The 22,624-nt window shown below is 70.0% G+C and carries 22 protein-coding genes; 12 read left to right on the forward strand and 10 right to left on the reverse strand.

The annotated features are described in order from the left end of the window. Positions 1-457 (forward strand): hypothetical protein (locus QMO76_RS11145; protein WP_306361160.1); only part of this gene is annotated, 457 nt, incomplete at its 5' end. A gap of 49 nt (positions 458-506) precedes the next feature. Here the strand turns inward: QMO76_RS11145 and QMO76_RS11150 are convergent. Together QMO76_RS11150 and QMO76_RS11155 are read right to left on the reverse strand one after the other, a co-directional pair. After that, a complete protein-coding gene (locus QMO76_RS11150; RefSeq protein WP_306361161.1) occupies positions 507-755 on the reverse strand; it encodes a hypothetical protein in 249 nt (82 codons plus the stop codon). 146 nt (positions 756-901) lie between these two features. Beyond that, positions 902-1,141 carry a hypothetical protein gene (locus tag QMO76_RS11155; protein WP_306361162.1) on the reverse strand — a complete coding sequence of 80 codons (240 nt, stop codon included), beginning with the start codon at positions 1,139-1,141 and terminating at the stop codon, positions 902-904. 64 nt (positions 1,142-1,205) lie between these two features. On the opposite strand from QMO76_RS11155, the gene QMO76_RS11160 reads away from it, so the two are divergent. Next, entirely contained in the window at positions 1,206-3,278 is a 2,073-nt protein-coding gene (locus QMO76_RS11160) for a glycoside hydrolase family 15 protein (protein WP_306361163.1), read from the forward strand. A gap of 88 nt (positions 3,279-3,366) precedes the next feature. On the opposite strand, the gene QMO76_RS11165 is transcribed toward QMO76_RS11160, so the two are convergent. From QMO76_RS11165 to lepA, 3 genes are all read right to left on the reverse strand, one after another. Further along, positions 3,367-5,139, reverse strand: coding sequence for a hypothetical protein (locus QMO76_RS11165; protein ID WP_306361164.1), 1,773 nt, complete (start codon positions 5,137-5,139; stop codon positions 3,367-3,369). Between the two features lie 23 nt (positions 5,140-5,162). Next, complete coding sequence (locus QMO76_RS11170; protein ID WP_306361165.1) at positions 5,163-7,592, reverse strand: hypothetical protein; 2,430 nt, start codon at positions 7,590-7,592, stop codon at positions 5,163-5,165. Positions 7,593-7,922: 330 nt separating this feature from the next. Next, a complete protein-coding gene (lepA, locus tag QMO76_RS11175; protein WP_306361166.1) occupies positions 7,923-9,764 on the reverse strand; it encodes a translation elongation factor 4 in 1,842 nt (613 codons plus the stop codon). A 140-nt stretch (positions 9,765-9,904) separates the two neighbouring features. On the opposite strand from lepA, the gene QMO76_RS11180 reads away from it, so the two are divergent. Beyond that, complete coding sequence (locus tag QMO76_RS11180; protein ID WP_306361167.1) at positions 9,905-10,486, forward strand: type II toxin-antitoxin system PemK/MazF family toxin; 582 nt, start codon at positions 9,905-9,907, stop codon at positions 10,484-10,486. Positions 10,487-10,586: 100 nt separating this feature from the next. On the opposite strand, the gene QMO76_RS11185 is transcribed toward QMO76_RS11180, so the two are convergent. Continuing rightward, positions 10,587-11,366 carry an aquaporin gene (locus tag QMO76_RS11185; protein ID WP_306361168.1) on the reverse strand — a complete coding sequence of 260 codons (780 nt, stop codon included), beginning with the start codon at positions 11,364-11,366 and terminating at the stop codon, positions 10,587-10,589. A gap of 327 nt (positions 11,367-11,693) precedes the next feature. On the opposite strand from QMO76_RS11185, the gene rpsT reads away from it, so the two are divergent. The 8 genes from rpsT (at position 11,694) to QMO76_RS11230 (ending at position 18,622) form a co-directional block, all read left to right on the forward strand. Next, positions 11,694-11,957 (forward strand): 30S ribosomal protein S20, encoded by a 264-nt coding sequence (gene rpsT, locus QMO76_RS11195; RefSeq protein WP_306361169.1) that lies wholly within the window; start codon positions 11,694-11,696, stop codon positions 11,955-11,957. A 157-nt stretch (positions 11,958-12,114) separates the two neighbouring features. Then, the gene (gene nadD, locus QMO76_RS11200; RefSeq protein ID WP_306361170.1) at positions 12,115-12,753 is read left to right on the forward strand and encodes a nicotinate-nucleotide adenylyltransferase; all 639 of its coding nucleotides are present in this window, start codon (positions 12,115-12,117) and stop codon (positions 12,751-12,753) included. Beyond that, positions 12,750-13,169, forward strand: coding sequence for a ribosome silencing factor (gene rsfS, locus QMO76_RS11205; protein WP_306361171.1), 420 nt, complete (start codon positions 12,750-12,752; stop codon positions 13,167-13,169). Before nadD ends, rsfS begins: the two co-directional genes overlap by 4 nt. Positions 13,170-13,198: 29 nt before the next feature. Beyond that, positions 13,199-13,825 (forward strand): histidine phosphatase family protein, encoded by a 627-nt coding sequence (locus QMO76_RS11210; RefSeq protein WP_306361583.1) that lies wholly within the window; start codon positions 13,199-13,201, stop codon positions 13,823-13,825. Continuing rightward, positions 13,815-14,693, forward strand: a complete 879-nt coding sequence (gene octT, locus QMO76_RS11215) for a diglucosylglycerate octanoyltransferase (protein ID WP_306361172.1) — start codon at positions 13,815-13,817, stop codon at positions 14,691-14,693. The genes QMO76_RS11210 and octT overlap by 11 nt, the downstream gene beginning before the upstream one ends. Continuing rightward, positions 14,690-15,532: a DegV family protein gene (locus tag QMO76_RS11220; RefSeq protein ID WP_306361173.1), complete on the forward strand. Its 843-nt coding sequence runs from the start codon at positions 14,690-14,692 to the stop codon at positions 15,530-15,532. The genes octT and QMO76_RS11220 overlap by 4 nt, the downstream gene beginning before the upstream one ends. A 97-nt stretch (positions 15,533-15,629) precedes the next feature. Further along, positions 15,630-16,718 (forward strand): ComEA family DNA-binding protein, encoded by a 1,089-nt coding sequence (locus QMO76_RS11225; RefSeq protein WP_306361174.1) that lies wholly within the window; start codon positions 15,630-15,632, stop codon positions 16,716-16,718. A gap of 488 nt (positions 16,719-17,206) precedes the next feature. Beyond that, positions 17,207-18,622 (forward strand): ComEC/Rec2 family competence protein, encoded by a 1,416-nt coding sequence (locus QMO76_RS11230; RefSeq protein WP_306361175.1) that lies wholly within the window; start codon positions 17,207-17,209, stop codon positions 18,620-18,622. Positions 18,623-18,630: 8 nt separating this feature from the next. On the opposite strand, the gene QMO76_RS11235 is transcribed toward QMO76_RS11230, so the two are convergent. Then, positions 18,631-19,029, reverse strand: a complete 399-nt coding sequence (locus tag QMO76_RS11235) for a hypothetical protein (RefSeq protein ID WP_306361176.1) — start codon at positions 19,027-19,029, stop codon at positions 18,631-18,633. Positions 19,030-19,236: 207 nt separating this feature from the next. Between QMO76_RS11235 and holA the strand changes: the two genes are divergently transcribed. Further along, positions 19,237-20,211: a DNA polymerase III subunit delta gene (holA, locus tag QMO76_RS11240; RefSeq protein WP_306361177.1), complete on the forward strand. Its 975-nt coding sequence runs from the start codon at positions 19,237-19,239 to the stop codon at positions 20,209-20,211. Between the two features lie 150 nt (positions 20,212-20,361). Here holA and QMO76_RS11245 read toward each other — a convergent pair whose 3' ends face one another. Genes QMO76_RS11245 through QMO76_RS11255 form a run of 3 tightly spaced genes read right to left on the reverse strand, consistent with a single transcriptional unit; the run spans position 20,362 to position 22,622 of the window. Next, entirely contained in the window at positions 20,362-20,745 is a 384-nt protein-coding gene (locus QMO76_RS11245; protein ID WP_306361178.1) for an SseB family protein, read from the reverse strand. Between the two features lie 18 nt (positions 20,746-20,763). Next, positions 20,764-21,099, reverse strand: a complete 336-nt coding sequence (locus QMO76_RS11250; RefSeq protein ID WP_306361179.1) for an MmcQ/YjbR family DNA-binding protein — start codon at positions 21,097-21,099, stop codon at positions 20,764-20,766. 8 nt (positions 21,100-21,107) lie between these two features. Next, positions 21,108-22,622, reverse strand: a complete 1,515-nt coding sequence (locus tag QMO76_RS11255; RefSeq protein WP_306361180.1) for a VWA domain-containing protein — start codon at positions 22,620-22,622, stop codon at positions 21,108-21,110. Between the last annotated feature and the right edge of the window lie 2 nt (positions 22,623-22,624).

A 22,624-nucleotide genomic window follows, 5' to 3' on the forward strand; every position in this document is an offset into this window, starting at 1 on the left:
GGCTGCCGGGGCGGGGCGGCGGAACACGGCCGCCTGGGCGGCCGCGGGTCTGGCGCTGGTGTGTTCATTGCTCGCCCTGCTGTGCGTGGTGCAGCTCACCGGGCCGATCGGCGGGGTGAGCTATATTCCCGACGCGTTGCGCGATGTCAACTATCCGGGCTACCGCTATCTCGCCGCGGGGTCGGGGTTCGCCGGTGTCGTCGCCGCCCTGCTGGCCGGGGGTGCGCTGCTACTGCCGCTGTCCAAGCGCATCGGGCGGCGCTGGATCGTGCTCGGCAGCCTCGGCTTCATGGCCGGGGCGGCGGGCAGCCAGTTGTATGTGCACTACGTGGGCCGCAATATGTACGCGCTCACCATCTATTACCCGCTCCGGGAACCGTTGGCGATGGCGGCCAGCGGCCTCGGCTTCGTCCTGGCCTGCTGCGCGCTGGTGTGCGCACTCGCCGTCCGCCGCTAGCCGGGCGGTGGTGCGCCGCGTGCCCGGCGCACCACGGGCGGTCGGCCGTCTAGTCCTCCTCCACCACCGGCGGAGTCTCCAGAATGTCGAGCATCCACTCCTCGGTGGCGGATTCGGCGTCGTCCTCGTCGGGCCGGATCCGGTTGGACAGGCGGACGCCCAAGCCGAGCAGCTGGGCGGCCTTCACCATGTCGATGGCCTCGTCGGGGCCGCAGTAATGGGTTGCGATGAGCCGCGGCTCGTCTTCGTACTCCACTTCGAGGAGCTGTTCCAGTTCCACACCCTCATCGGTTGTCATGGGGCCGGAGCGTACGCGAACGAGGTGACAATCCGCGCGGGAACCCGGTGGCGACCGTGTGAAATTCGCTCAGCGGGTGAAGAACCAGGCGATGACGACCAGGACCAGCAGGGCGATCAGGGCGAGCTGGACACGAGAGCGAGGCATCAGGCGGCTTCCTTGGACGAGATCCGGCGCGGCGCGGGAGTGGTGACGGTGGCTTCCCGCGCGGCGGCGCGGTCGCGGCCCAGTAAGCGCATGGCAATACGCAACGCCCGGTCGAGCAGGTAGGCGATGCCGAAGCAGACCGGCACCATGGCGGCCAGCACGACGGCGAACTGGGGTACGAATGGCAGTCCGGCGACCCAGAGCTCTACGCCGTCCCACCAATCTGCGATCCGATGCACGGCTCCAGCCTAGGCCGAAGGCGAAGCGGTGGACGAGCTGGGCCGGGTGACCCCATGATGAGGTATGGCGCCCAATGACGAACCGGAGCCCGACGGGACCCTACGCGGCGGGTCCGCCGACACTATCGGTGGACTCCCCACCCCGGCCGATCGGGGGGCGGGCGAAATACTCGCGCCCCGCGACGGCATCGGCGACCCACCCGACGTACCCGACGTGTATCTCCCGTCGTCGTCCGGTCCGAGCCACCGCTCCATTTTCCCGCCCATCGACGACTACGCGTTCCTCTCCGACTGCGAGACCAACTGCCTGATCGCCCGCAACGGTTCGGTGGAGTGGCTGTGTCTGCCGCGACCGGACTCGCCCAGCGTGTTCGGCGCCATGCTGGACCGCAGCGCCGGACACTTCCGGATCGGCCCGTACGGCCGCAATGTGCCCGCCGCCCGCCGCTATCTGCCGGGCGGCCTGATCGTGGAGACCACCTGGCAAACCGAGACCGGCTGGCTCATCGTGCGCGACGCGCTGGTGCTCGGCCCCTGGCACAACACCGACCAGCGCAGCCGCACCCACCGCCGGACACCCATGGACTGGGATGCCGAACACATGCTGCTGCGCACCGTGCGATGCGTGAACGGCGTCGTCGAACTGGAGATGAGCTGCGAACCGGCCTTCGAATACCACGGCGCCCCGGCCCGCTGGGAGTACTCCGGCGAGGTGTACGAGCAGGCCACCGCGCGCGGCAGCGACGCCTGCCCCGCGCTGACCCTCACCACCGACCTGCGGCTGGGTATCGAGGGGCGTGAGGCCCGCGCCCGCACCCGGATGCAGGAGGGCGACGAGGTCTTCGTCGCCCTGTCGTGGTCGGAGCTCCCGCCGCCGCGCACCTTCGCCGACGCGGCGGAGAAGATGTGGCAGACCACCGAATGCTGGCGGCAGTGGATCACCCTGGGGCGCTTCCCGGATCACCCGTGGCGCGGATATCTGCAACGCAGCGCGCTCACGCTGAAGGGCCTCACCTACGCGCCGACCGGCGCGCTGCTCGCGGCAGCCACCACGTCGCTGCCGGAAACGCCCGGTGGGGAGCGCAATTGGGACTACCGCTACACCTGGGTTCGGGACTCCACCTTCGCCCTGTGGGGCCTGTACACGCTGGGCCTGGACCGTGAGGCCGACGACTTCTTCGCCTTCCTGCACGATGTGTGCCGCGACGACAACGGTGATCCCGTTGCGCTGCAAGTGCTCTACGGCATCGGCGGCGAGCGTGAGATCCGCGAGTACGAGCTGCCGAACCTGTCCGGTTACGACGGCGCGCGGCCGGTGCGCGTCGGCAATGCCGCCTATCAGCAGGCTCAGCACGATATCTGGGGCACGCTGCTGGATTCGGTGTACCTGCACGTGAAGTCGCGCCAGCAGGTGCCGGAGACGTTGTGGCCCATGCTGGAACGGCAGGTACAGGCGGCGATCGAGAACTGGCGCAAGCCCGATCGCGGCATCTGGGAGGTGCGCGGCGAGCCGCAGCACTTCACCTCGTCCAAGGTGATGTGCTGGGTGGCGCTGGATCGCGGCGCGAAACTGGCCGAGCTGCACGGGGAGTACGACTACGCCAAGAAGTGGCGCGATATCGCCGACGAGATCCACGCCGACGTGCTGGAGCACGGCGTCGACTCGCGCGGGGTGTTCACCCAGGCCTACGGCAACGACGCCCTGGATGCCTCCCTGCTGCTGGTGGTGCTCAACCGATTCCTGCCGCCGGACGACCACCGGGTGCGCGCCACCGTGCTGGCCATCGCCGACGAACTCACCGAGAACGGCCTGGTGCTGCGCTACCACACCGAGACCACCGACGACGGTCTGTCCGGCGCGGAGGGTTCCTTCACCATCTGCTCGTTCTGGCTGGTGTCGGCGCTGGTGGAGATCGGCGAACTACAGCGGGCCCGGCACCTGTGCGAGCGGCTGCTCGGCTACGCCAGCCCGCTCAAGCTCTACGCCGAGGAGATCGACACCCGCACCGGCCGTCATCTGGGCAACTTCCCGCAGGCGTTCACGCATCTGGCGCTCATCAACGCGGTCATGCACGTGATCCGCGCGGAGGAGTCGCACGGCGCGGGGCAGTTCAGCCCGGCGCATCCGGGACGCTGACGCGCCCCGGGGGCACGGTGGCTGATGCCCGGGCATCAGCGCCGCGCCGCCCGCGGATGACCTCCGCGGGCGGCGCGGCGCTGTCGTGTCAGCTCTCCTGGGCTTCGCCGAGGGAGTCGGCGTACTCGCGTAGTTCCCGCAGGCGCACCAGCGCGGCCTCGATCTCGGTGAGGCGGCGCTCCCGGCGTTCACCGGAATGCACCGCCACCGCCTCTTCCGCCGCGCGCAGCGATTCGTCGGCCGAACGCAGGGTGGCGCTGGCGATCTCGGTGAAGTGATCGCGCAGGATGCGCTGCACGCCCCGCAGCCGGTTGCGCGATTCCTTGCTCACCTGGAAGATCACGTCGTCCATGAGCCGCGCCACCGCCACCTTGGCCTCGGCCTGCCGCCGCTGGGTGCGGGTCCTGCGGTCGTCCCACAGCGCGTTCACGCCCAGCAGCACACCCGCGCCCGCCGAATACCAGTTCACCAGCGACATGCCGAGCAGGCTGGTGGCAAGGCCGACCATGAGGATGCCGCCGTAGGAGCCGCGCAGCGCGCTCAGGGCCTGCTGTGTCACACCGGCTTTGGCGCTGTCGAGGGTTTCGAGCGCGGCGACCGGTTCCAGCACCTCGCTCGGATTCTCCAACCGCAGATCGGCCTTGGGCAGGGTGCCGTCCGGGAACTTCTCCGCTACCTGCTCGGCCAGTTCCACCGACCGGTAGTGGGCGATGACGAAGTTCTCCTCCACCGCCTCGCAGATCTTGGCGTCCAGGTCGGCGCCGAATTCCTTCCAGTGCTTGGCCGGGTCCCGCTTGACGATCTCGGCCTCGGCGTCGCGGATCAGGCTGCGCAGCCGGTGCCGCAGGTCGTGTTCGATATCGGCCATCAGCTCGGCCGCGCCGTCGGCCAGCGCCACCTGCCAGTTGGCGGTGCGCTGGCGCAGCTGGTCGGCCTCCTCGCGGACCCGGCGCAGCTGTTCGGTGATCTCACCGAAACGCCGTGGGTCACGCAGGGTTTCGGCCTCACTGCGCAGTGCGAGCGCCAAATGGTCGGTAATGAGCCGGATATCGCGTACCGCGGCCTCCTGCGCCACGGCGTCGGCGCGTCCGAGCACGTACCCGCGCAGGTGGTCGAGTAGTTGCGGCACACCGGATTCCAGATCGCGCTGCTGATCCCCGGTGGCTGCGGCGTGTTCGTGCAGTTGCGCCGAGGCGGGCGCGACGGCGAAGCCGAGTCCGGCTCCGTCGAGCAGCTGCCGGTCCTCCTGCTGCACCTGCGGCCAGTGCGGGTACCGGTCGATCTTGTTGAGAACGCAGACCACCATGGGGCAGACCTGCTGGATGCGGCCGAGCAGGGTCAGCTGTTCGGGTGTGAACGGCGCACCCGCGTCGGCCACGTACAGCACCGCGTCGGCGGCGGCCAGCAGCGACCAGGCCGCCGGGGTGTCGGCGAGCGATCCGGGCGCCTCGAGCACCACGAAACCCTCGGCCAGCAGCGGGCTCGGCTCGGCCAGCTCGGCGCGGATGACCCCCTCGGCGGCCAGTGCGGGCACGCGTTCGGCGGGATCGATCACGCGGCGTTCGACCCGCCCGCCCGCACCCTGGCGCACTACGGTCACCCGGGACAGCGGACCGTATTCGACGATCACCGGCACCCGGCCGCCGACCGCACTGACCTCCGCCCCGACCAGGCCATTGACCAAAGTCGTGGCCCCGCTGCCCGGTTCGCCGACCACGACCAGCCGGACCCGGGAATCGGCGACTCGGGCCCGCGCCAGATTCAGCCGGCCGGTCAGATCGGCGCGTGCGGCGGCGCGAGTCAGCTCGAGCAGCTCGTCGAGCAGCTCGAGCAACGGGGCCATCGCATCCGGATGCTTCACGACGGCGAGACTGTCGCCGTCGATCACAACAGCGTGATGTCGAGGGAGCCGGATACCGGATGGTGGGTCTCGGCGAGGGCGGCCTCGGGCATGAGCTGGGCGGACAGGGCGCCGCCGTGGTACCCGAGCGAGCCGTCGTAGGCGAAACCGTCGTGGCCGCTGTACAGGGCGGCGTGGTACCCGCTGTCCTGTGTGTCCGCGATCGGTTTCGCTGGCTGCGGCGCGACGGATGGTTTGACCGGCGTCGGCGCGGGTTGCGGCATGGTCGGCGGCGGCTCGGGGGTGACCGCGCCGGGGCCGCCGTCCGTACCGAGGCCGCTGTCCGTACCCAGGCCGCCGTCCGTACCCAAGCCGCCGTCCGTATCCAGACTCGGTGCGGGCGTGGGCGCGACGGTAGGCACATCCACATCCGGGGTGTTGCCGTCGGGCAGGTCGACGCTCGGCTGTGGCGCGCTGATCGACGGCACCTGCGTCACGCCGGTACCGATATCGTCCGGCTGGGCCGGGGTGACATCGATTCCGGTGCCGGGGGTGGGCGCGGGAGGTGTGGTCGTGGGCACGTTCCCGGTCGGCGCACCGGTATCCGGTGTGGTGGGGCTGTCTGTGTCCGGGGCGGTAGTGGTACCACCGTCAGTGTCCGGGGCGGTAGTGGCACCGCCGTCAGTGTCCGGGGCGGTAGTGGTACCACCGTCGGTGTCCGGGGCGGTAGTGGTACCACCGTCGGTATCCGGGGCGGTAGTGGTACCACCGTCGGTATCCGGGGCGGTAGTGGTACCACCGTCGGTATCCGGAGCGGTAGTGGCACCACCATCGGTATCCGGGGCCGTGGTGGTCGCACCGTCCGTGACACCGGGGAGTTTGGTTGTGTCGGTGCCGGTGAGGTCCGGCAACGTGGTGGGCGCACCCGGAGTGGAGGTGAGCAGCCCGCCCGCGTCGGTGGTGCCCGGGGTGCTGATCTGCGGTGCGGTCGTCGGCGCACCGCCGGTGGGTGTGGTCGGCTGTGCGACCACGGTCGGCTGCTGCGCGGTGGTTTCCGTGGGCCGGGTGGTGTCGAGCAGCGCGGGCGCGGCGATGGCGGGCGCGGTCAGCGCGGACGGCCCCTCGGGCGCGGCCAGCACATTGGCGATCGGCTTGGTCGCGGCGTCCGGCTGGATGGTGGTCTGCCACGGGGTGGCGGTCACCGGCTGGGCGGCGATCGCCGGAGCGGCCGGCGCGGGCGCGACCGGCACCGGAACGGGCGCGGGCGGAGCGGCGGCGGCCGGGGCCGGGGCGGGCGGCGCGACAGGGGCGGGCGGCGCGACGGGAGCGGCCGGGGCCACCGGGGCGACGGGTGCGGCCACCGCGGAGGACGGGGCGCTGACCGGATTCGGTCCGGTCGCGCCCGGCGCGGCCCCGGGTGCCGAATTGGCGCCCGCCCCGGGCGAATTCGTGCCCTGCCCGCGCAGCCCGGACAGGCCGCTGACGGACTGGTCGACCGGCCCGGAGCCCTGCGTGGTCGCCGGATTGATCTTGGACGGATCCGAGAGCGCGTCCCCGACCGACTGGTTGAACCGGTCGAGCTGATCGCCGACATCGCCGACGCCGATGTCGACATTCATATGCGAGTCGATCCACACCCCGTCGAGGCCGACGTGCATCGAGAATCCGGTGTCGGTCGTGACGACCACACCGAAGTTCTCCCCGATGCCGTCGAAAATACCGCTGTCCGAACCACTTCCGGGATTCGCGGGGCCGAACCCGCCCCCGTTCATCCCGGGCAGGTTGAGTCCCTCGGTACCGGGCAGCTTCAGCCCCTGCCCGAACTGGCTCCACATCTGCTGCGGGTCGTCGATCCCCGGCATCCCGAAGCCGTGGTCGGCGTCGGGCAGTCCGGTGGACGGATCGAAATCGGCGGGTCGCTGGAGACCCGCGGACGGGTCGAAGCCCTCGGTGGGCCGCCCCAGTCCCGCGGACGGGTCGAAGGCACTCGGCGGCTGCCCGATCCCCGTGGACGGGTCGTAGTCGGATTGCCCGAGCCCGGCGGACGGATCGGATCCGATCGGCTGGCGCAGTCCCGCCGAGGGATCCCAGTCGCTGCCGGGATAGTCCCCGAATCCCGGTGCGCCGTGCTGGCCGAACTCGGCCGGGAACAGGCCCGCGTCGGTGCCCAGCTGTTCGGCGACCGGCTCGATGCCGCCGAGCAGCGGCGGCACGGACTCCGGGTCCAGTTCGGGGAAGGTGATGACCGGGCTGGGCGCGTCGGGTTGCGGATCGTCGGGCTGCACCCAGCCGACATTGCGGCTGTCGTGGACCTCGCCGGTGTGGTCGGGGCTGCCGTTGGCGGCGATGAGCGCGCCGCCGGTGACGTACGCTCCGGCCCTCGCCACGCGCGAGACACCGGTGGCCAAGCGATACGCGGTGTCCGCGTCCTCGCTCCGACCGGCCTCGTCGTCGAAGGACTGGTCACGCGTCATACAGGCTCCGCTCTCGGGTGTTCCGGCGGCTCCGGAGCGCCCGCCGAAAATCGGATCGTTTCACACCTTATTTCTCATAAACCGGCCTGTCACATCCTCCAGGTCATGTGAGGTGCGCACACCGATGCACCGGATAGCTTGTCATCCGTCCTATACGGACGCCAAGCCCCATATTTCGCCTGCATTCGAACCTTACGAAGGTTTAAGGATGGGCGCGGGGCTGCCCACACCCTGTACCCGGGCGGCAGTCCGCGCAACCCCGGGAACGCCGGTGCCCCGCCGCCCGTGGGCAGCGGGGCACCGCGTCGTTCGCGCGACCCGTCGGGAGCGCTACTTCTTCGGCTTGTCCGAGGCCGACTCGGTGGACAGCGCCGCCACGAAGGCCTCCTGCGGCACGTCGACCCGGCCGATGGTCTTCATGCGCTTCTTGCCCTCCTTCTGCTTCTCGAGCAGTTTGCGCTTCCGCGAGATGTCACCGCCGTAGCACTTGGCCAGCACGTCCTTGCGGATGGCGCGGATGTTCTCGCGTGCGATGACCTTGGAGCCGATGGCGGCCTGGATCGGCACCTCGAACTGCTGCCGCGGAATGAGTTCGCGCAGTTTGGTGGTCATCTTGTGCCCGTACGCCTGGGCGGCGTCCTTGTGCACGATGGCGGAGAACGCGTCCACGGCCTCACCCTGGAGCAGGATGTCGACCTTCACCAGCGCGGCCTGCTGCTCACCGGCCTCCTCGTAGTCGAGCGAGGCGTAGCCGCGGGTGCGCGACTTCAGCGAGTCGAAGAAGTCGAAGATGATCTCGGCCATGGGCAGCGTGTAGCGCATCTCCACGCGAGTCTCGGACAGGTAGTCCATCCCCAGCAGCTCACCGCGGCGGCTCTGGCACAGCTCCATGATGGTGCCGATGAACTCGCTGGGCGCGATGATGGTGACCTTGGTGACCGGCTCGTAGATCTCGCGGACCTTGCCCTCCGGCCAGAAGGACGGATTGGTGACGATGTGCTCGACCCCGTCCTCCATGATCACGCGGTAGATCACGTTCGGCGCGGTGGAGATGAGGTCGAGCCCGAACTCGCGCTGCAACCGCTCTCGGGTGATCTCCATGTGCAACAGGCCGAGGAACCCGCAGCGGAAACCGAAGCCCAGCGCCACCGAGGTCTCCGGCACATAGGTCAGCGCGGCATCGTTGAGCTGCAACTTGTCCAGGGCGTCACGCAGATCCGGATAGTCGGAGCCGTCGAGCGGGTAGAGGCCGGAGTACACCATCGGCCGCGGTTCGCGGTAGCCGGTGAGCGCCTCGGCGGCGCCGTCGCGCGCGGTGGTGACGGTATCGCCGACCTTCGACTGGCGGACGTCCTTCACACCGGTGATGAGATAGCCCACCTCGCCGACGCCGAGCCCCCGGGTCGGTTTGGGTTCGGGCGACACGATGCCGATCTCCAGCAGTTCGTGGGTCGCGCCGGTGGACATCATCTTGATCTTGGTGCGCGGGGTGAGCTTGCCGTCCACCACACGCACATAGGTGACGACGCCCCGATAGGTGTCGTACACGGAGTCGAAGATGAGCGCGCGCGGGGGCGCGTCGGCCTGACCGACCGGCGGCGGCACCTCCTGGATCACCTTGTTCAACAGCTCGGTCACGCCCACGCCGGTCTTGCCGGAGACGCGCAGCACCTCGTCCGGCTCACAGCCCACGATGTGGGCGAGCTCGGCGGCGTAGCGGTCCGGATCGGCGGCCGGGAGGTCGATCTTGTTCAGGACCGGGATGATGGTCAGGTCCTTGTCCAGGGCCAGATAGAGATTGGCGAGGGTCTGCGCCTCGATGCCCTGCGCGGCGTCGACGAGCAGGATCGCGCCCTCACACGCCTCCAGCGCCCGCGACACCTCGTAGGTGAAGTCCACGTGCCCCGGCGTGTCGATGAGGTGCAGGACGAAGTCCTCCCCGTCGACCTGCCAGGGCAGGCGCACGTTCTGCGCCTTGATGGTGATACCGCGCTCCCGCTCGATATCCATCCGGTCCAGGTACTGGGCGCGCATCTGCCGCTCCTCGACCACCCCGGTGAGTTGCAGCATGCGGTCGGCCAGCGTGGACTTGCCGTGGTCGATATGCGCGATGATGCAGAAGTTCCGGATCCGCGCGGGATCGGTGAACGTCGTGTCCGCGAAGCTTGGCACTCCACTCCTCAGGTGATCGGTGAACTGCCGTCCATCGTCCCATGGTCGGCCGATGTGGCCGTGCCCCGGTCCGGTGCGGCCCCGCGACAGCCGGATCCGGCCCGGATGAGAACCCGGCCGCGCCCCGTTAAGCTGCCGACATGGCGGGCACGTGGAACGCTCTCGGAAAGCAGCTGGGTCTGATCGCGAAGGAGCAGGGCGCGCAGATCGTCAAGCAGCAGGGGCCGAAGCTGATCGGACGGATGCAGCGGTCGTCGGTGCTGTCGCGGACGATCCAATCCCTCGGCGGCACGCGCAAGAAGCCGGGCGTCGCGGTGCGGCCGACGGCATCGGCGGGGGTGCCGAGCGTCGAACGCGCGCGCCGCGTCGTGTACAGCCCACAGCTGGACGGTCGTGCCGATCCCGGCGAGATCGTCTGGACCTGGGTCCCCTACGAGGAGGACCCCGACAACGGCAAGGACCGCCCCGTCCTGGTGGTCGGCCGCGAACGCGACACCCTGCTGGGCCTCATGCTCTCCTCCAACGCCGACCACGCCCACCACGACAACTGGGTGGGCATCGGCTCCGGCCCGTGGGACCACGCCGGCCGCGACAGCTGGGTCCGCCTCGACCGCGTCCTCGACGTCCCGGAGGCGGGCATCCGCCGCGAGGGCGCGATCCTGCCCCGCAAGACCTTCGACCGGGTGGCCCACCGCCTGTGCGCCGAATTCCACTGGCACTGAGGGCCCATCGGCACAGAGGCTCCATCGGCACCGCGGGCCCTTCGCGCCCGTGCCCCGCTCGGGAGCGGGCACAGCGCGAACGGATTCAGCTCAAACGGATTCAGCTCAGTGGATTGCGGGACCGGCCGAAGATCAGGCCGTAGACCAGTGCGCCGAGCACGCCGCCCACCAGCGGGAAGACGATGAACGCCCATACCTGGGCGGCCGCGCCGTCCTGAAAGAAGGCCACCGCGAGGCTGCGGGCCGGGTTGACCGAGGTGTTGTCGATGGGAATCGAGATGAGGTGGATGACCGCCAGGGTGATGCCGATGGACAGGCCCGCCAGCGGCACATCGGAGATCTGGTCGGTGGAGGCCAGCACGACGAAGACCAGCAGGGCGGTCAGGATGACCTCGACGGTGATGACGGCCGCCAGGCCGTAGCCGTTGAGCGTGACGCCCGCCAGCTCCGTGGCCGAGGGACTGTGCGCGCCCCAGCCGTTCGCGCCGAGACCGTCCTCGGCGCGGTCGTAGGAGGGAAGGTTCTGGGCGATGGCGTAGATGACCGCACCGGCGACGAGACCGCCGATGACCTGCACCAGCATGTACGCGCCCGCGACCACGGCGGTGACCCGGCCGAGCAGGAACTGCCCGACGGTGACCGCCGGATTCACATGGCAGCCGGAAACGGGGCCGATGGCGTAGACCAGGAACAGCAGGGTGAATCCGAAGGCCAGCGCCACCCCGAGCGCGCCGACCCGGCTGCCCGCGAAGACCGCGGTGCCGACACCGCCCAAGACCAGGACGAAGGTGCCGAACGCCTCGGCGAACAGCTTGCGCCCGAGCGACACTTCCTCGAATTCCGTGAGACCCTCGACGACTTCCTGCGCTGTGGGAGACATCGGCCACCTTCCCGGATCGTCCCCGCCGGTCGCGGAGAACTCCTGTGTTCCGCTGCATCACGCGTCACGCGAGGCGGGTGGTCTCCACCGCGACCTCGAGATCGGTCGAACCGCTACCGCGAAGATACCGCTGAGCGGCGGCGCATCCACGTAATCACGGCCCACCCCGACGAAGACGTGTCGCCGCGGCGGCCGGGCCGATTTCGTGTGGCGGTACGCCGCCTGGTAACCTCGACCGTCGGTGCTGCGCTACAGGCAGTAGTGCGCGCCCGCAGACTTTGCATCCCGCGTAAAAACCACCAAGCGAAGGAACACGAGGAAACAGGCGTGGCCAACATCAAGTCCCAGATGAAGCGGATCCGCACCAATGAGTTGGCGCGGCAGCGCAACCAGTCGGTCAAGTCCGCGCTGCGCACTTCCATCCGCAAGTTCCGCGAGGCCGCCGCGCAGGGCGACAAGGAGCAGGCCCTGAACCTGCTGCGCTCGGCCAGCAAGAGCCTCGACAAGGCCGCCTCGAAGGGCGTCATCCACTCCAACCAGGCCGCCAACAAGAAGTCGGCACTGTCGCTGGCTTTCAACAAGCTCGGCTGATTCACCCCCCGGCATACCGCCGGAAGCGCTTACGCATAGCCGCCGTGGCCACGACGACCACGGCGGCTTTTGTCGTGCCCGCACCGCGGCCGTCCGTCGACGCGGATTCGCCGCCGGTGTGCCGGTCTCGAAACGCCCATCGGTAAGCTCGGCATTCGTGCATACGACGGGTCGCCGCAAATTGGGGGTGATGGGCGGCACCTTCGACCCCATCCACCATGGGCATCTGGTTGCCGCGAGTGAGGTCGCGCATCGGTTCGAGCTGGACGAGGTGGTCTTCGTGCCGACCGGGCAGCCGTGGCAGAAGGCGGGGAAGAAGGTCAGCCCGGCCGAGGACCGGTACCTCATGACGGTGATCGCCACGGCGTCCAATCCGCGGTTCTCCGTGAGTCGGGCCGATATCGATCGCAGCAAGATGACGTATACCGTGGATACCCTGCGCGACCTGCGGGAACAACATCCGGACGCGGATATCTACTTCATCACCGGTGCTGACGCGCTGGCGAACATCCTGACGTGGCAGGATTGGGCGGAGTTGTTCGAGTTGGCGCGATTCGTGGGCGTGAGCCGACCGGGGTACGAGTTGAATGTCGATCATCTGGCCGAACACCTTCGCGACTACCCCGCCGACGCGGTCACCATGATCGAGATCCCGGCGCTGGCGATCTCGTCGAGCGAGTGTCGGAAGCGGGCTGGGGAGGGACGTCCGGTGTGGTACCTGGTGCCGGACGGGGTTGTGCAGTACATATCCAAACGGCATCTGTACGTGCCGGAGAACGGGAAGGTTGCAGGGTGAGCGCATCGGTCGAGGCACTGGAGATGGCGCAGGTCGCCGCGCGGGCGGCGGACGAGAAGCTGGCGTCCGATGTGTTGGTGCTGGATGTTTCCGAGCAGCTGGTGATCACCGACTGCTTCGTGATCGCGTCCGCGCCGAACGAGCGGCAGGTCAACGCGATCGTCGACAATGTCGAAGAGAAGCTGCGGGAGGCCGGTCGCAAGCCGGTGCGCCGCGAAGGCACCCGCGAGGGGCGGTGGGCGCTGCTCGACTACTCCGATGTGGTGATCCACATCCAGCACAATGACGAACGCGACTTCTACGGCCTCGACCGGCTGTGGAAGGACTGCCCGCAGGTGCCGGTGGACGGCATCGGCGATGGAAAGGCCGGGTCGGAGCGCTCGGACGATCAGGACGAGGCCGGGGACGACGAGTGAGCAAGCTTGCCGGCGTGCGCCGGTTGATCATGTTGCGGCACGGGCAGACCGAGTGGAACGCCTCCGATCGCATGCAGGGCCAGATCGACACCGAACTCAGTGAGCTCGGCCGCCGCCAGGCCAAGGACATCGCCCGGGACCTGTCCGACTGCGGCGCCATCCGCATCGTCTCCTCGGATCTCAAACGCGCCCACGACACCGCCATCGCGGTCGGCGACAGCATCGGCCTGCCGGTGACCACCGACCCGCGGCTGCGCGAGACCAGCCTCGGCGACTGGGAGGGCCTGACCCATATCGAGGTCGACGCCATGGCTCCCGGCGCGCGCGTCGCCTGGCGCATGGACGCCTCGTGGACTCCGCCCGGCGGCGAATCCAAGCTCGAGGTCGGCCGCCGCGCCCTACCCGTGGTGCACGAGCTGTTCACCGAGCGGGCGGACTGGCCGGGTCGTACCATCATCCTGGTCGCGCACGGCGGGCTCATCGCGGCGCTGACCGCGGCTGTACTCGACCTGCCGCCCGCGAACTGGCCTGCCCTCGGCGGGCTCGCCAATACCAGTTGGGTGCAGCTGAGCAGCCACGGTCCGAGCCTCGAGCAGCCAGGGTGGCGACTCGATGTGTGGAACGCGGCGGCGAAGGTAGCTCCTGATGTCCTCTGAGTTGGACGGTGTATCCGGCGAACGGCAGGTATCCGACGAACTGCTGCGGCGGGCGTCGGAGGTGAAGCAGGTCCGGCATCTGCCGGACGCGCTGCTCGGCGCACCCGCGCCCGAGCCGGAGCCCGAACCCGCATCCGGCGGGGAGCGGCCGGTGCTGCTCGTCATCGCCGACTCGCTGTCCTACTTCGGCCCCAAGGGCGGGCTGCCCGCCGACCATCCCCGGATCTGGCCCAATCTGGTTGGGGCCGAACTGGATTGGGATGTGGAGCTGGTGGCGCGCATCGGCTGGACCTGTCGCGACGCCTACTGGGCGCTGATCGGCGACCCACGGGTGTGGGCCGCCGTGCCGCGGGCCGGGGCGGTGGTATTCGCCACCGGCGGAATGGATTCGCTGCCCTCACCGCTGCCGACCGCGGCGCGCGAGCTGATCCGCTACATTCGGCCGCCGTTCCTGCGACGGCAGGTGCGCACCGGATACAACTGGTTGCAGCCCAAGCTGTCCCACCTCGGCTACCCGGTGGCGCTGCCGCCGTCGGTGAGCGTCGACTATCTGGAGCAGGCGCGAAACGCGTTGGCGCAGTTGCGGCCCGACCTGCCGGTGGTGGGAACACTGCCGTCGGTGCACGATTGCGAGGCGTACGGACGGGTGCACCGCGGGCGCGACCCGCAGGTGCGCGCCACCCGGGAATGGGCCGCGAAACATGATGTGCCGCTGGTCGATCTCGGCGAGGCGGTGCGCGACAACATCTTCTCCGGCGACGCCAATCCCGATGGCATCCACTGGGGTTGGGAGGGGCACGGGGCCGTGGCGCGGGCCATGGTGAAGGTGCTGTCGGAGCTGCGGTCCAGCGAGGTTCGCACTGCATGACCGTGGTGGTTGTGACCGACTCGTCGGCCAGTCTGCCCGCCGACCTCGTCGCCGACCTCGGGGTGCTCACCGTCCCGCTGCACGTACTGGTCGATGATCGCCAGTTCCGGGACGGAGTGGACGAATTCGATATCGACTACGGTTCGTCGGCGGTGACGACCTCGGCGGCGTCGCCGGGGGAACTGCGCGAGGCGTACGAGCGTGCGCTGGAGCTCAGCGCGGGCGACGGCGTTGTGGCCGTGCATCTTTCGCGACAGCTGTCGGGGACCTGGGAGGCCGGGCGGCAGGCGATCCGGGATATGGAGGCCGCCGACCGGGTGCGGTTGGTGGATTCGCTCAGCGCCGGGCTCGGCACCGGCCTGACGGTGCTGGCCGCGGCGCGGCGGGCACGGGACGGCGGTTCGCTGGACGTGGCGTACGACGCGGCGGTGGCGGCCTCGGTGCGGGGGCGGGCGTTCATCGTGGTCAATCGCACCGAACAACTGCGACGGGGCGGCCGATTGTCCAGTGCGGCGGCATTTTTCGGGACCGAACTGGTCACCAAGCCGATTCTGCAGATCGTGGACGGGCGGATCGAGTTGCGGGAGAAGGCGCGGACCCGGTCCAAGGCGATCACCAAACTGGTGGCGGCGGCGGTGGACGCGGCGGGCGAGGACGGAGCCGCGGTGGCCGTGCAGCATCTGGGAGCCGAGGAGGCCGCCACCACGGTGGTCGAGCAGCTGCGCGAGCTCATTCCGGGCATTCGGGAGATGATCGTGACCGAATTCGGGCCGACGCTCGGGGTGCATCTCGGCATGGGGGCCGTGGGCGCCCTGGTGGTCCCCGGTGGGTGCGGCTGAACCGGCTGGTTCTCCACAGCCCTGAGCTATCCACAGACTTTCTGAAAGCCCAGTTCGGGGCGGTGAGACCGGCGTGCGGCGGCCATACCGTGGCCGCATGTCGCACATCGATGAGAGTACGCAGGTCCGCAGACGACTCGACACGCTGAACGGTCCCGAACCACCCCGCTCCGGGCGCTGGGACGAGAACGAGCTCGAACCGGACGGGCGCGCGGGGGTCTGGCACGAGCGGCTGGTGCCGGAACGGCTGCGCGGGACGCGGTGGGATCCGGGACGGCGCGGGGTGCTGGCGCTCGCCGGGGTGGGGTTGCTCGCGGTGCTGATCGCGGGGGCCATGTCGCTGCGGGACCGGCCGATGACGCAGGCGGTTCCGCCGGTGGCGGCGGTGCGGACCGAGGTGGTGGCGAGTGGCGTACCGGGCGCGCCGGGTGACGGGAGCGGGGCGCTCAGTGCCGGGCCCGGTGCCGTGAACGGTGGGCCGGGGGCAGCGGGGGCTGGGCCGAGTGGCGGAGCGGGGGCTGCGCCGGGTGCCTCGAACGGCGGGGGCGGAGCAGCAGGGGCCTGGCCGAGTACGCCGGGGGCGGGAGCAGCGGGGGCGGGTCTCGGTCCGGTGGGCGGCGGCGCACCCGGCCCCGTCGATCCCGGGCTGGCCGCACCGCCCGGCGCGGGCGACTCGACCGGCATCAACGGCCATTCGGCCAACGGCGTACTGGTCGTGAGCGTCGTCGGTCTCGTCGAACGCGGCGGGCTGCTGCGCTTTCCGACCGGGGCGCGGGTAGCCGACGCCTTGGCCGCGGCAGCACCGCGCGGGGACGCGGACCTGTCCGGCCTGAATCTCGCGCAGTATCTGTCCGACGGCGACCAGATCGTCATCGGCCGGGCCGGACCGAATCCCACCGCCCCGCAGGCGGGCAGCAGCATTGTCGGCGCGGCGGCGCAGCACCCCGGCACGCCCCGAACCCCCTCCGCCACACCGCACCCCACCGGCACCACCACCGTCGTGAACCTCAACACCGCCACCGAGGCCGAACTCGACGCCCTCCCCGGCATCGGACCGGTCACCGCGAAAGCGATCATCGCCTGGCGCACCGAACACGGCCGCTTCGGCTCCGTCGACCAACTCGCCGACGTCCAGGGCATCGGACCGGCCCGACTCGAGCGGCTGCGCGGACTGGTGACGGTATGAGCGACCCACCCGAAGGCAGGGCGAGATCACCCCGGACACGGCGACGGGCAGTAACGCAGGAGGAGGCGACCCGAGCGGCCTCGGCCTCGGCAACCGCATCCGTGGCGGCCCCGACCGCGACGGCCACCACGTCCGCACCTGCGCCCCGGGCCGCAACCTCTGCGGCAGTGGCGACTCCGGCGGCCGAGGCTACGGCGACTTCGGCACCGCCGACCACGGCCGCGGCCGTAGCAACTCCGTCCGACGGGGGTACGGCGGCTTCGGCTGCGGGGGCCGCGCTTGCGACATCGGCGGCACCAGCGGCCACGGCTGCGGCAACAGCGGCCGGTACCGCGACGGCTGCGGCTCGAAGGTCTGGGGGTCGAAGGTCTGGGGGTCGAGGGACCGCGGCGGCGGCATCGGGCCGGTGGGCGGCGGAACCCGTACAGGTACTGGATGCGCGGCTGGTCGGACCGGCGTTGTGTTGTTGGGCGGCAACCATTGTCGGGGTGGTAGCCGGGTGGCGTGTCGGTGCGCTGCTGGCAGCGGTACTGCTGGCGGTGGCGTTCGCCCTGTGGGTTGGGGTGACGCGGGGCGCGCGGCGTGCCGGGCAGGGTGTGCTCGCCGCACTGGCGACCGTGCTGATCGGGGCGGGATTCGCGGCGGCCGCGGCCTGGCACGACAGCCGGACGGCAGCGCATCCGCTGCGCGACCTGGATCGGGGGACGCACGTGTGGGCGAGCGTGATTCCGACGGATGATCCGAAGACACTGTCCGCCAAGGCGGTTCGCGGCAAGCAGTGGCTGGTGCGAGCGCGGCTCGTCGAGTACCGGTACGGCGCGGACACCGTCCGCGTCGGCGGGCGGGTGCTGGTCCTGGCGTACGGCGACACCTGGACTCACCTGCTGCCCGGTCAGCGGGTGGTGTTCCGTGCCAGGGTGTACCCACCGTGGCGGTCCGATCTCACGGTGGCGGTGCTGCGGGCGCAGGGTCCACCGGCGAGCATCGGCCCTCCACCCGGCTGGCAGCGGACAGCGGGCATCGTACGCACGGATTTCGCCGAATCCGCCGCTCGCGCACTGTCACCCGATGCGGCGGGGCTGCTGCCGGGTCTGGTCATCGGCGACACCTCGCGCCTACCCGACCACGTCCGGACGAACTTCCGCGAAACCCACCTCACGCACCTGACCGCCGTCAGCGGGGCGAATGTCACGATCCTGCTGGGCGCGGTGCTGCTGTCCATGCGCGCGCTCACCGTCGACCCCCGCCTGGCCGCCGTCGTGGCCGGTGCCGCCCTCGTCATGTTCGTGATCCTGGCCCGCCCCACACCGAGTGTGCTGCGCGCCGCCGTCATGGGTGCGGTCGCACTGCTGGCCCTGTGCACCGGCCGTCGCAAACAGGCACTACCCGCCCTGTGCACGGCCGTCATCGCCCTGCTCGCGTGGTCTCCCGACCTGGCCGTCGACGCGGGCTTCACCCTCTCGGTGCTCGCCACGGCGGGCCTCATCCTGCTCGCCCCGGGCTGGTCGGAATGGCTTCAGGCACACGGCTGCTGGCGCGCCCCCGCCGACGCACTCGCCGTGGCCGCCGCCGCCTTCGCCGTCACCACCCCCGTCATCATCGCCCTCACCGGCCACCTCAACCCACTGGCCATCGCGGTCAACGTACTGGTGGCCCCGGTCGTCGCGCCGATCACCGTCCTCGGTGCGCTGGGAGCGGTCTTCGCATCGCTGTGGAATCCGCTCGCCCAGCTGGCGCTCCACGGCACCGCACCCCTGCTCTGGTGGCTGCTCACCGCCTCCGAGCACGCGGCCGCCCTGGGCACGTCGATCACGGTACCGTCGGGCATCTGGTCCGGATCGGTCACGGCCGGTCTGTGCACGCTCGGATACCTGGCGGGGCGTAGAATCACACGGACCGGATAGCCCGCACGCTACCGATCCGGCAGCGGACACGCCTTCCAGGCACCATCCTCACGCACCAGATCGAAGGTCTTCTCCTCTTCCGAACCGAGAACCATCGCACGAACTCGGGCGGTGGCCGAATCACCGGTGATCCTGATGCGGTCGACACTCAGCACATCGGGTCGGTACACCGTGATATCGGTCTTGCGGAGCCCCCGGTACGTGTCGCGGTACGCGGTGCACGTCACCGCCACGAAAGCCGGATCATCGACGGTGGTGATCTGCAGGAAGCGCCGCAGGGTCGATTCGATCTGCGCCACATCCTGTTCCGTTGCCTCCGGCTCGCGGGTGCCCGCACCGGTCAGGTTGACCGCGACCGCGGCCACGGTGAGGAAGACGACCACGGCGGATCCGATCAGGATCAGCACAGCTGCCCTGCTCGGCGGCGGCTGTGTCGGAGGCGGAGGAGACGGCGATGGTGGCGGTTGCATGTAGTAGCCCCAGCCATCGACATAGACCGGTTCTGGTTGCGGACCCGTGGTCATCGGTCCCCTTCCGTTCGCCGAAACGGACAGCAAGATCGTACCCCCGCCCGGCGGGACGGGCTGTCGGTGCGGACTCGTAGGATCGGCTGCGTGACCGAACGCCCCGCGCCTCTGCATCTCGTGCTCGGTGAAGAAGAGCTGCTCATCGAGCGGGCCGTCTCCGCGATCGTCGGGCAGGCTCGGGCGGTGACCGGTGATCCGGATGCCATGCCGGTGGATCGGATGCGGGCGGGGGACGCCGGTACGGCGGAACTGGCGGAGATGCTGAGTCCATCGCTGTTCGCCGAGGACCGGGTGATCGTGCTGGAGTCGGCGGCCGAGGCGGGCAAGGACGCGGTCGGGGTGATCCAGGCGGCCGCCGCCGCGCCGCCCGACGGCGTGGTGCTGGTGGTGCTGCACACCGGGGGCGGGCGGGCCAAGGCGCTCGCGCCCGCGCTGCAGAAAGCGGGTGCGGTGGTGCACAACTGCGCCAAGCTCACCAAGGCGAACGAGCGCGCCGAGTTCGTGCGCAACGAATTCCGCGGCGCCGGAGTGCGGGCATCCGCCGACGTGGTGCAGACGCTGCTGGAGGCCGTGGGGTCGGATCTGCGCGAACTGGCCGCCGCCTGCTCCCAGCTGGCCGCCGACACCGGCGGCAAGATCGATATCGCGGCGGTGCGGCGCTACTACTCGGGCAGAGCGGAGGTCTCCGGCTTCGACGTCGCCGAACTCGCGGTCTCCGGCAACCGCCCGGCCGCCATGGAGGCACTGCGCTGGGCCACCGACCGCGGCGTCCCGGCGGTGCTGCTGGCCGACGCCCTCGCTGATTCGGTCCACACCATTGCCCGGGTCGGCTCCGCCGGCCTGCGCGCCGACCCCTTCAAAATCGCCCCGGAACTCGGCATGCCGCCCTGGAAGGTGAAGAAGGCCCAAGCCCAGGCCCGCGGCTGGACCCCCGCCACCATCGGCGACGCCCTCCAGGTGGTCGCCGCCCTCAACGCCGACGTCAAAGGCGGCGCGGCCGACACGAACTACGCCCTCGAACACGCCCTCGCCCGCATCCTCGACCTACGCGAGCACGCCTGACCGGATACTTCCACGGCCCGGAAACCCTACTCGGCCTACGACAGCCGCCCTCTGACCACCGACATCATCGCCTCGTACACCGGCGATCAGGATGCGTCCGCAGGCGCGCAGTCGATGCAGTATCGGATTGTCGGACATCGCCGACACCGTTCAGGCGGCCGTATCGCGCACGGTCGGTGGAAAAGCCATGGGTGAGGTGCCCGTCATGTCCACCGCGATGCCGGTCGGGTTCGGGCGGGTGGTGGCGAAGTCGGTCAGGCGCTGGCCGCTGAGGGTTTGGTAGGCGTGGGGTGAGTCCGGGGTCGGGGTGTCGCGGGCGGCCAGCCATCGGGCGTACTCCTCGGTGTCGGTGAAGGCGCAGATCCAGTCGACGCCGCCGTAGGTGGAGGTGGTGATGCGGCGGTCGGGGGTGAGGGGGAGCAGGAGGATGGCGTCGCGGAAGGTTTGGCGCAGGGCGGTCGGGTTGCCGAAGCCGGCGTAGAAGGCGGCGACTTCCGCGCGGAAGGCGGGGGTGGTCGGGCCCAGGTCGATCATGGCGGTCCCCTGTTCCGATCAGCGGGCCGGGCGTTGGGATTTGGGCAGTTTGCCGACGATGGCGTCGTAGGAGCCGTCGACGAGTTCGCGTACCTCGTCCTCGGGCACCTTGCCGACGAAACTCACGCTGTTCCAGCCGTAACGGCCGATGTAGGCCGACGCCGACACGTCGTCGGGGTACACGCGCACCAGTTCGTCGGCCTCCTCGCGGTTGCGGCCGCATTTGAGCGTGAGGGAGGTGTCGCCGAAGAAGGCGAAGATCTTGTCGCCGACCTTGGCGACCACGTCGCCTTCCCACGGTTCGTCCTGCCAGGCACCGGGTTTGGCGAGGCAGTAGGCGAGCCATTCGTCCATCGCTCCTCCTATATCGGCAGCAGGCGGCCGACCACGGCGGTCAGCTGTCGGGCATTGCGGCATTCGTGCATCTCGACGATCTCGGCGTACTTCTTCGCCGCGGAATCACCGGTGCCCCACATCTTCTCGGCTTCGGGATTGAGCCAGTAGGAGTGTTTGGCGGTGGCGGCGAGCCGGCTCAGCACCGCCAGTTCCGGGTCGCGGTAGTTGGTGCGGGCGTCGCCGAGGACGAGCAGGGAGCTGCGGCTGGTGACCGCGTCGGGGAAGTCGTCGGCGAAACCACGCAGGGCCGAACCGTAGTCGGAATGGCCCTCGATGCCGACCACCCGGGTCTCGGTGAAGATGCGCTTGGTGATCTGGTCGAGCGGGGTGACCTGGTCGAACAGTCCGGTGACCTCGTCCACGCGGTCGACGAACGCGAAAATCCGCACCCGCGAGAATTGTTCGCGCAGCGCATTCACCAACACCATGGTGAAGCTGGAGAATCCGGCCACCGAACCCGAGATATCGCACAGCAGTACGAGATCTGGGCGGCCGGGGCGAGGCTTGCGGGTGACCAGGTCGATCGGCACCCCGCCGGTGGACATGGACTTGCGCAGCGTCTTGCGCAGATCGATCTCCCCGCGCCGCGCCCGTCGGCGACGGGATGCCAAGCGGGAGGCCAGCACTCGCGCCAACCGCTGCGAGCTGCGGCGCAGTTCGGCCAGTTCGTTCTCGGAGAGCCGCAGGAAGTCGGCGTCCTCGGCCTGGCGCTGCACACCATAGGTGGCGACCCGCTCGCGGCCCAGCCGTTCGGCGACACGGCGACGGGTCTCGGCCTCCACGGTGCCGCGAAAAGCCTTGACCCGCTGGCGGGCCGCGCGGCGCGCGACCTCGTTGCCGAACTCCGACGGCGCGGCATCGGAGTCCATGCCCGCGGCCAGCCCCGCCAGCAGCTTGCTCACCAGCAGTTCCGGCTGGAGATCCTTCAGCGCCTGATAGGCGGAGAACGACGGCCCCGAGGCGGACTGGTACTGCCCCAACTCCTCGACCAGCTGCGCGGCCAACAGCTGCAACCGCTGCGCCCGCTCGCCCGACGGATCCTGGGCCAGCAACTCCCCCAACATCTTCCGCAGCGCGATGATGTCCACCGAACCGTCGGCCCGGTGCGGGATCTCGATGTCCTCGGCCCCGACCCGCTCCCCCAGCGCGGCCGGGAACCACAGGTCGAACAGCCCGTCGAAGGTGGTGCGCTGGGTGGTGCGGCGCAGCAGCGCGCACGCCAACCCCTCGCGCAGCACCTCGCGATCCATGAGATCCAGCACGGTGACCACCCGTCCGGCGTCCACGGTCTCGGACGGTCCGACCGGAATGCCCCTGGCGCGCAAGGCTTCCACGAAGCCGACCAGATGGCCCGACAGGCCGTGCGGCGCGGTCGGCCCGAGTTCGGCCTGCCCGCGCGCGCCGGGGGCCGAACCGCCGCTCACCGCGCGCTTGGCGGCCGAGACCAGCGCCCGCGGATTGTTGGGTACGCCGCCGAGCATGA

Origin of the sequence: Nocardia sp. CC227C, from assembly GCF_030767025.1 — a bacterium.
Classification (GTDB): domain Bacteria; phylum Actinomycetota; class Actinomycetes; order Mycobacteriales; family Mycobacteriaceae; genus Nocardia.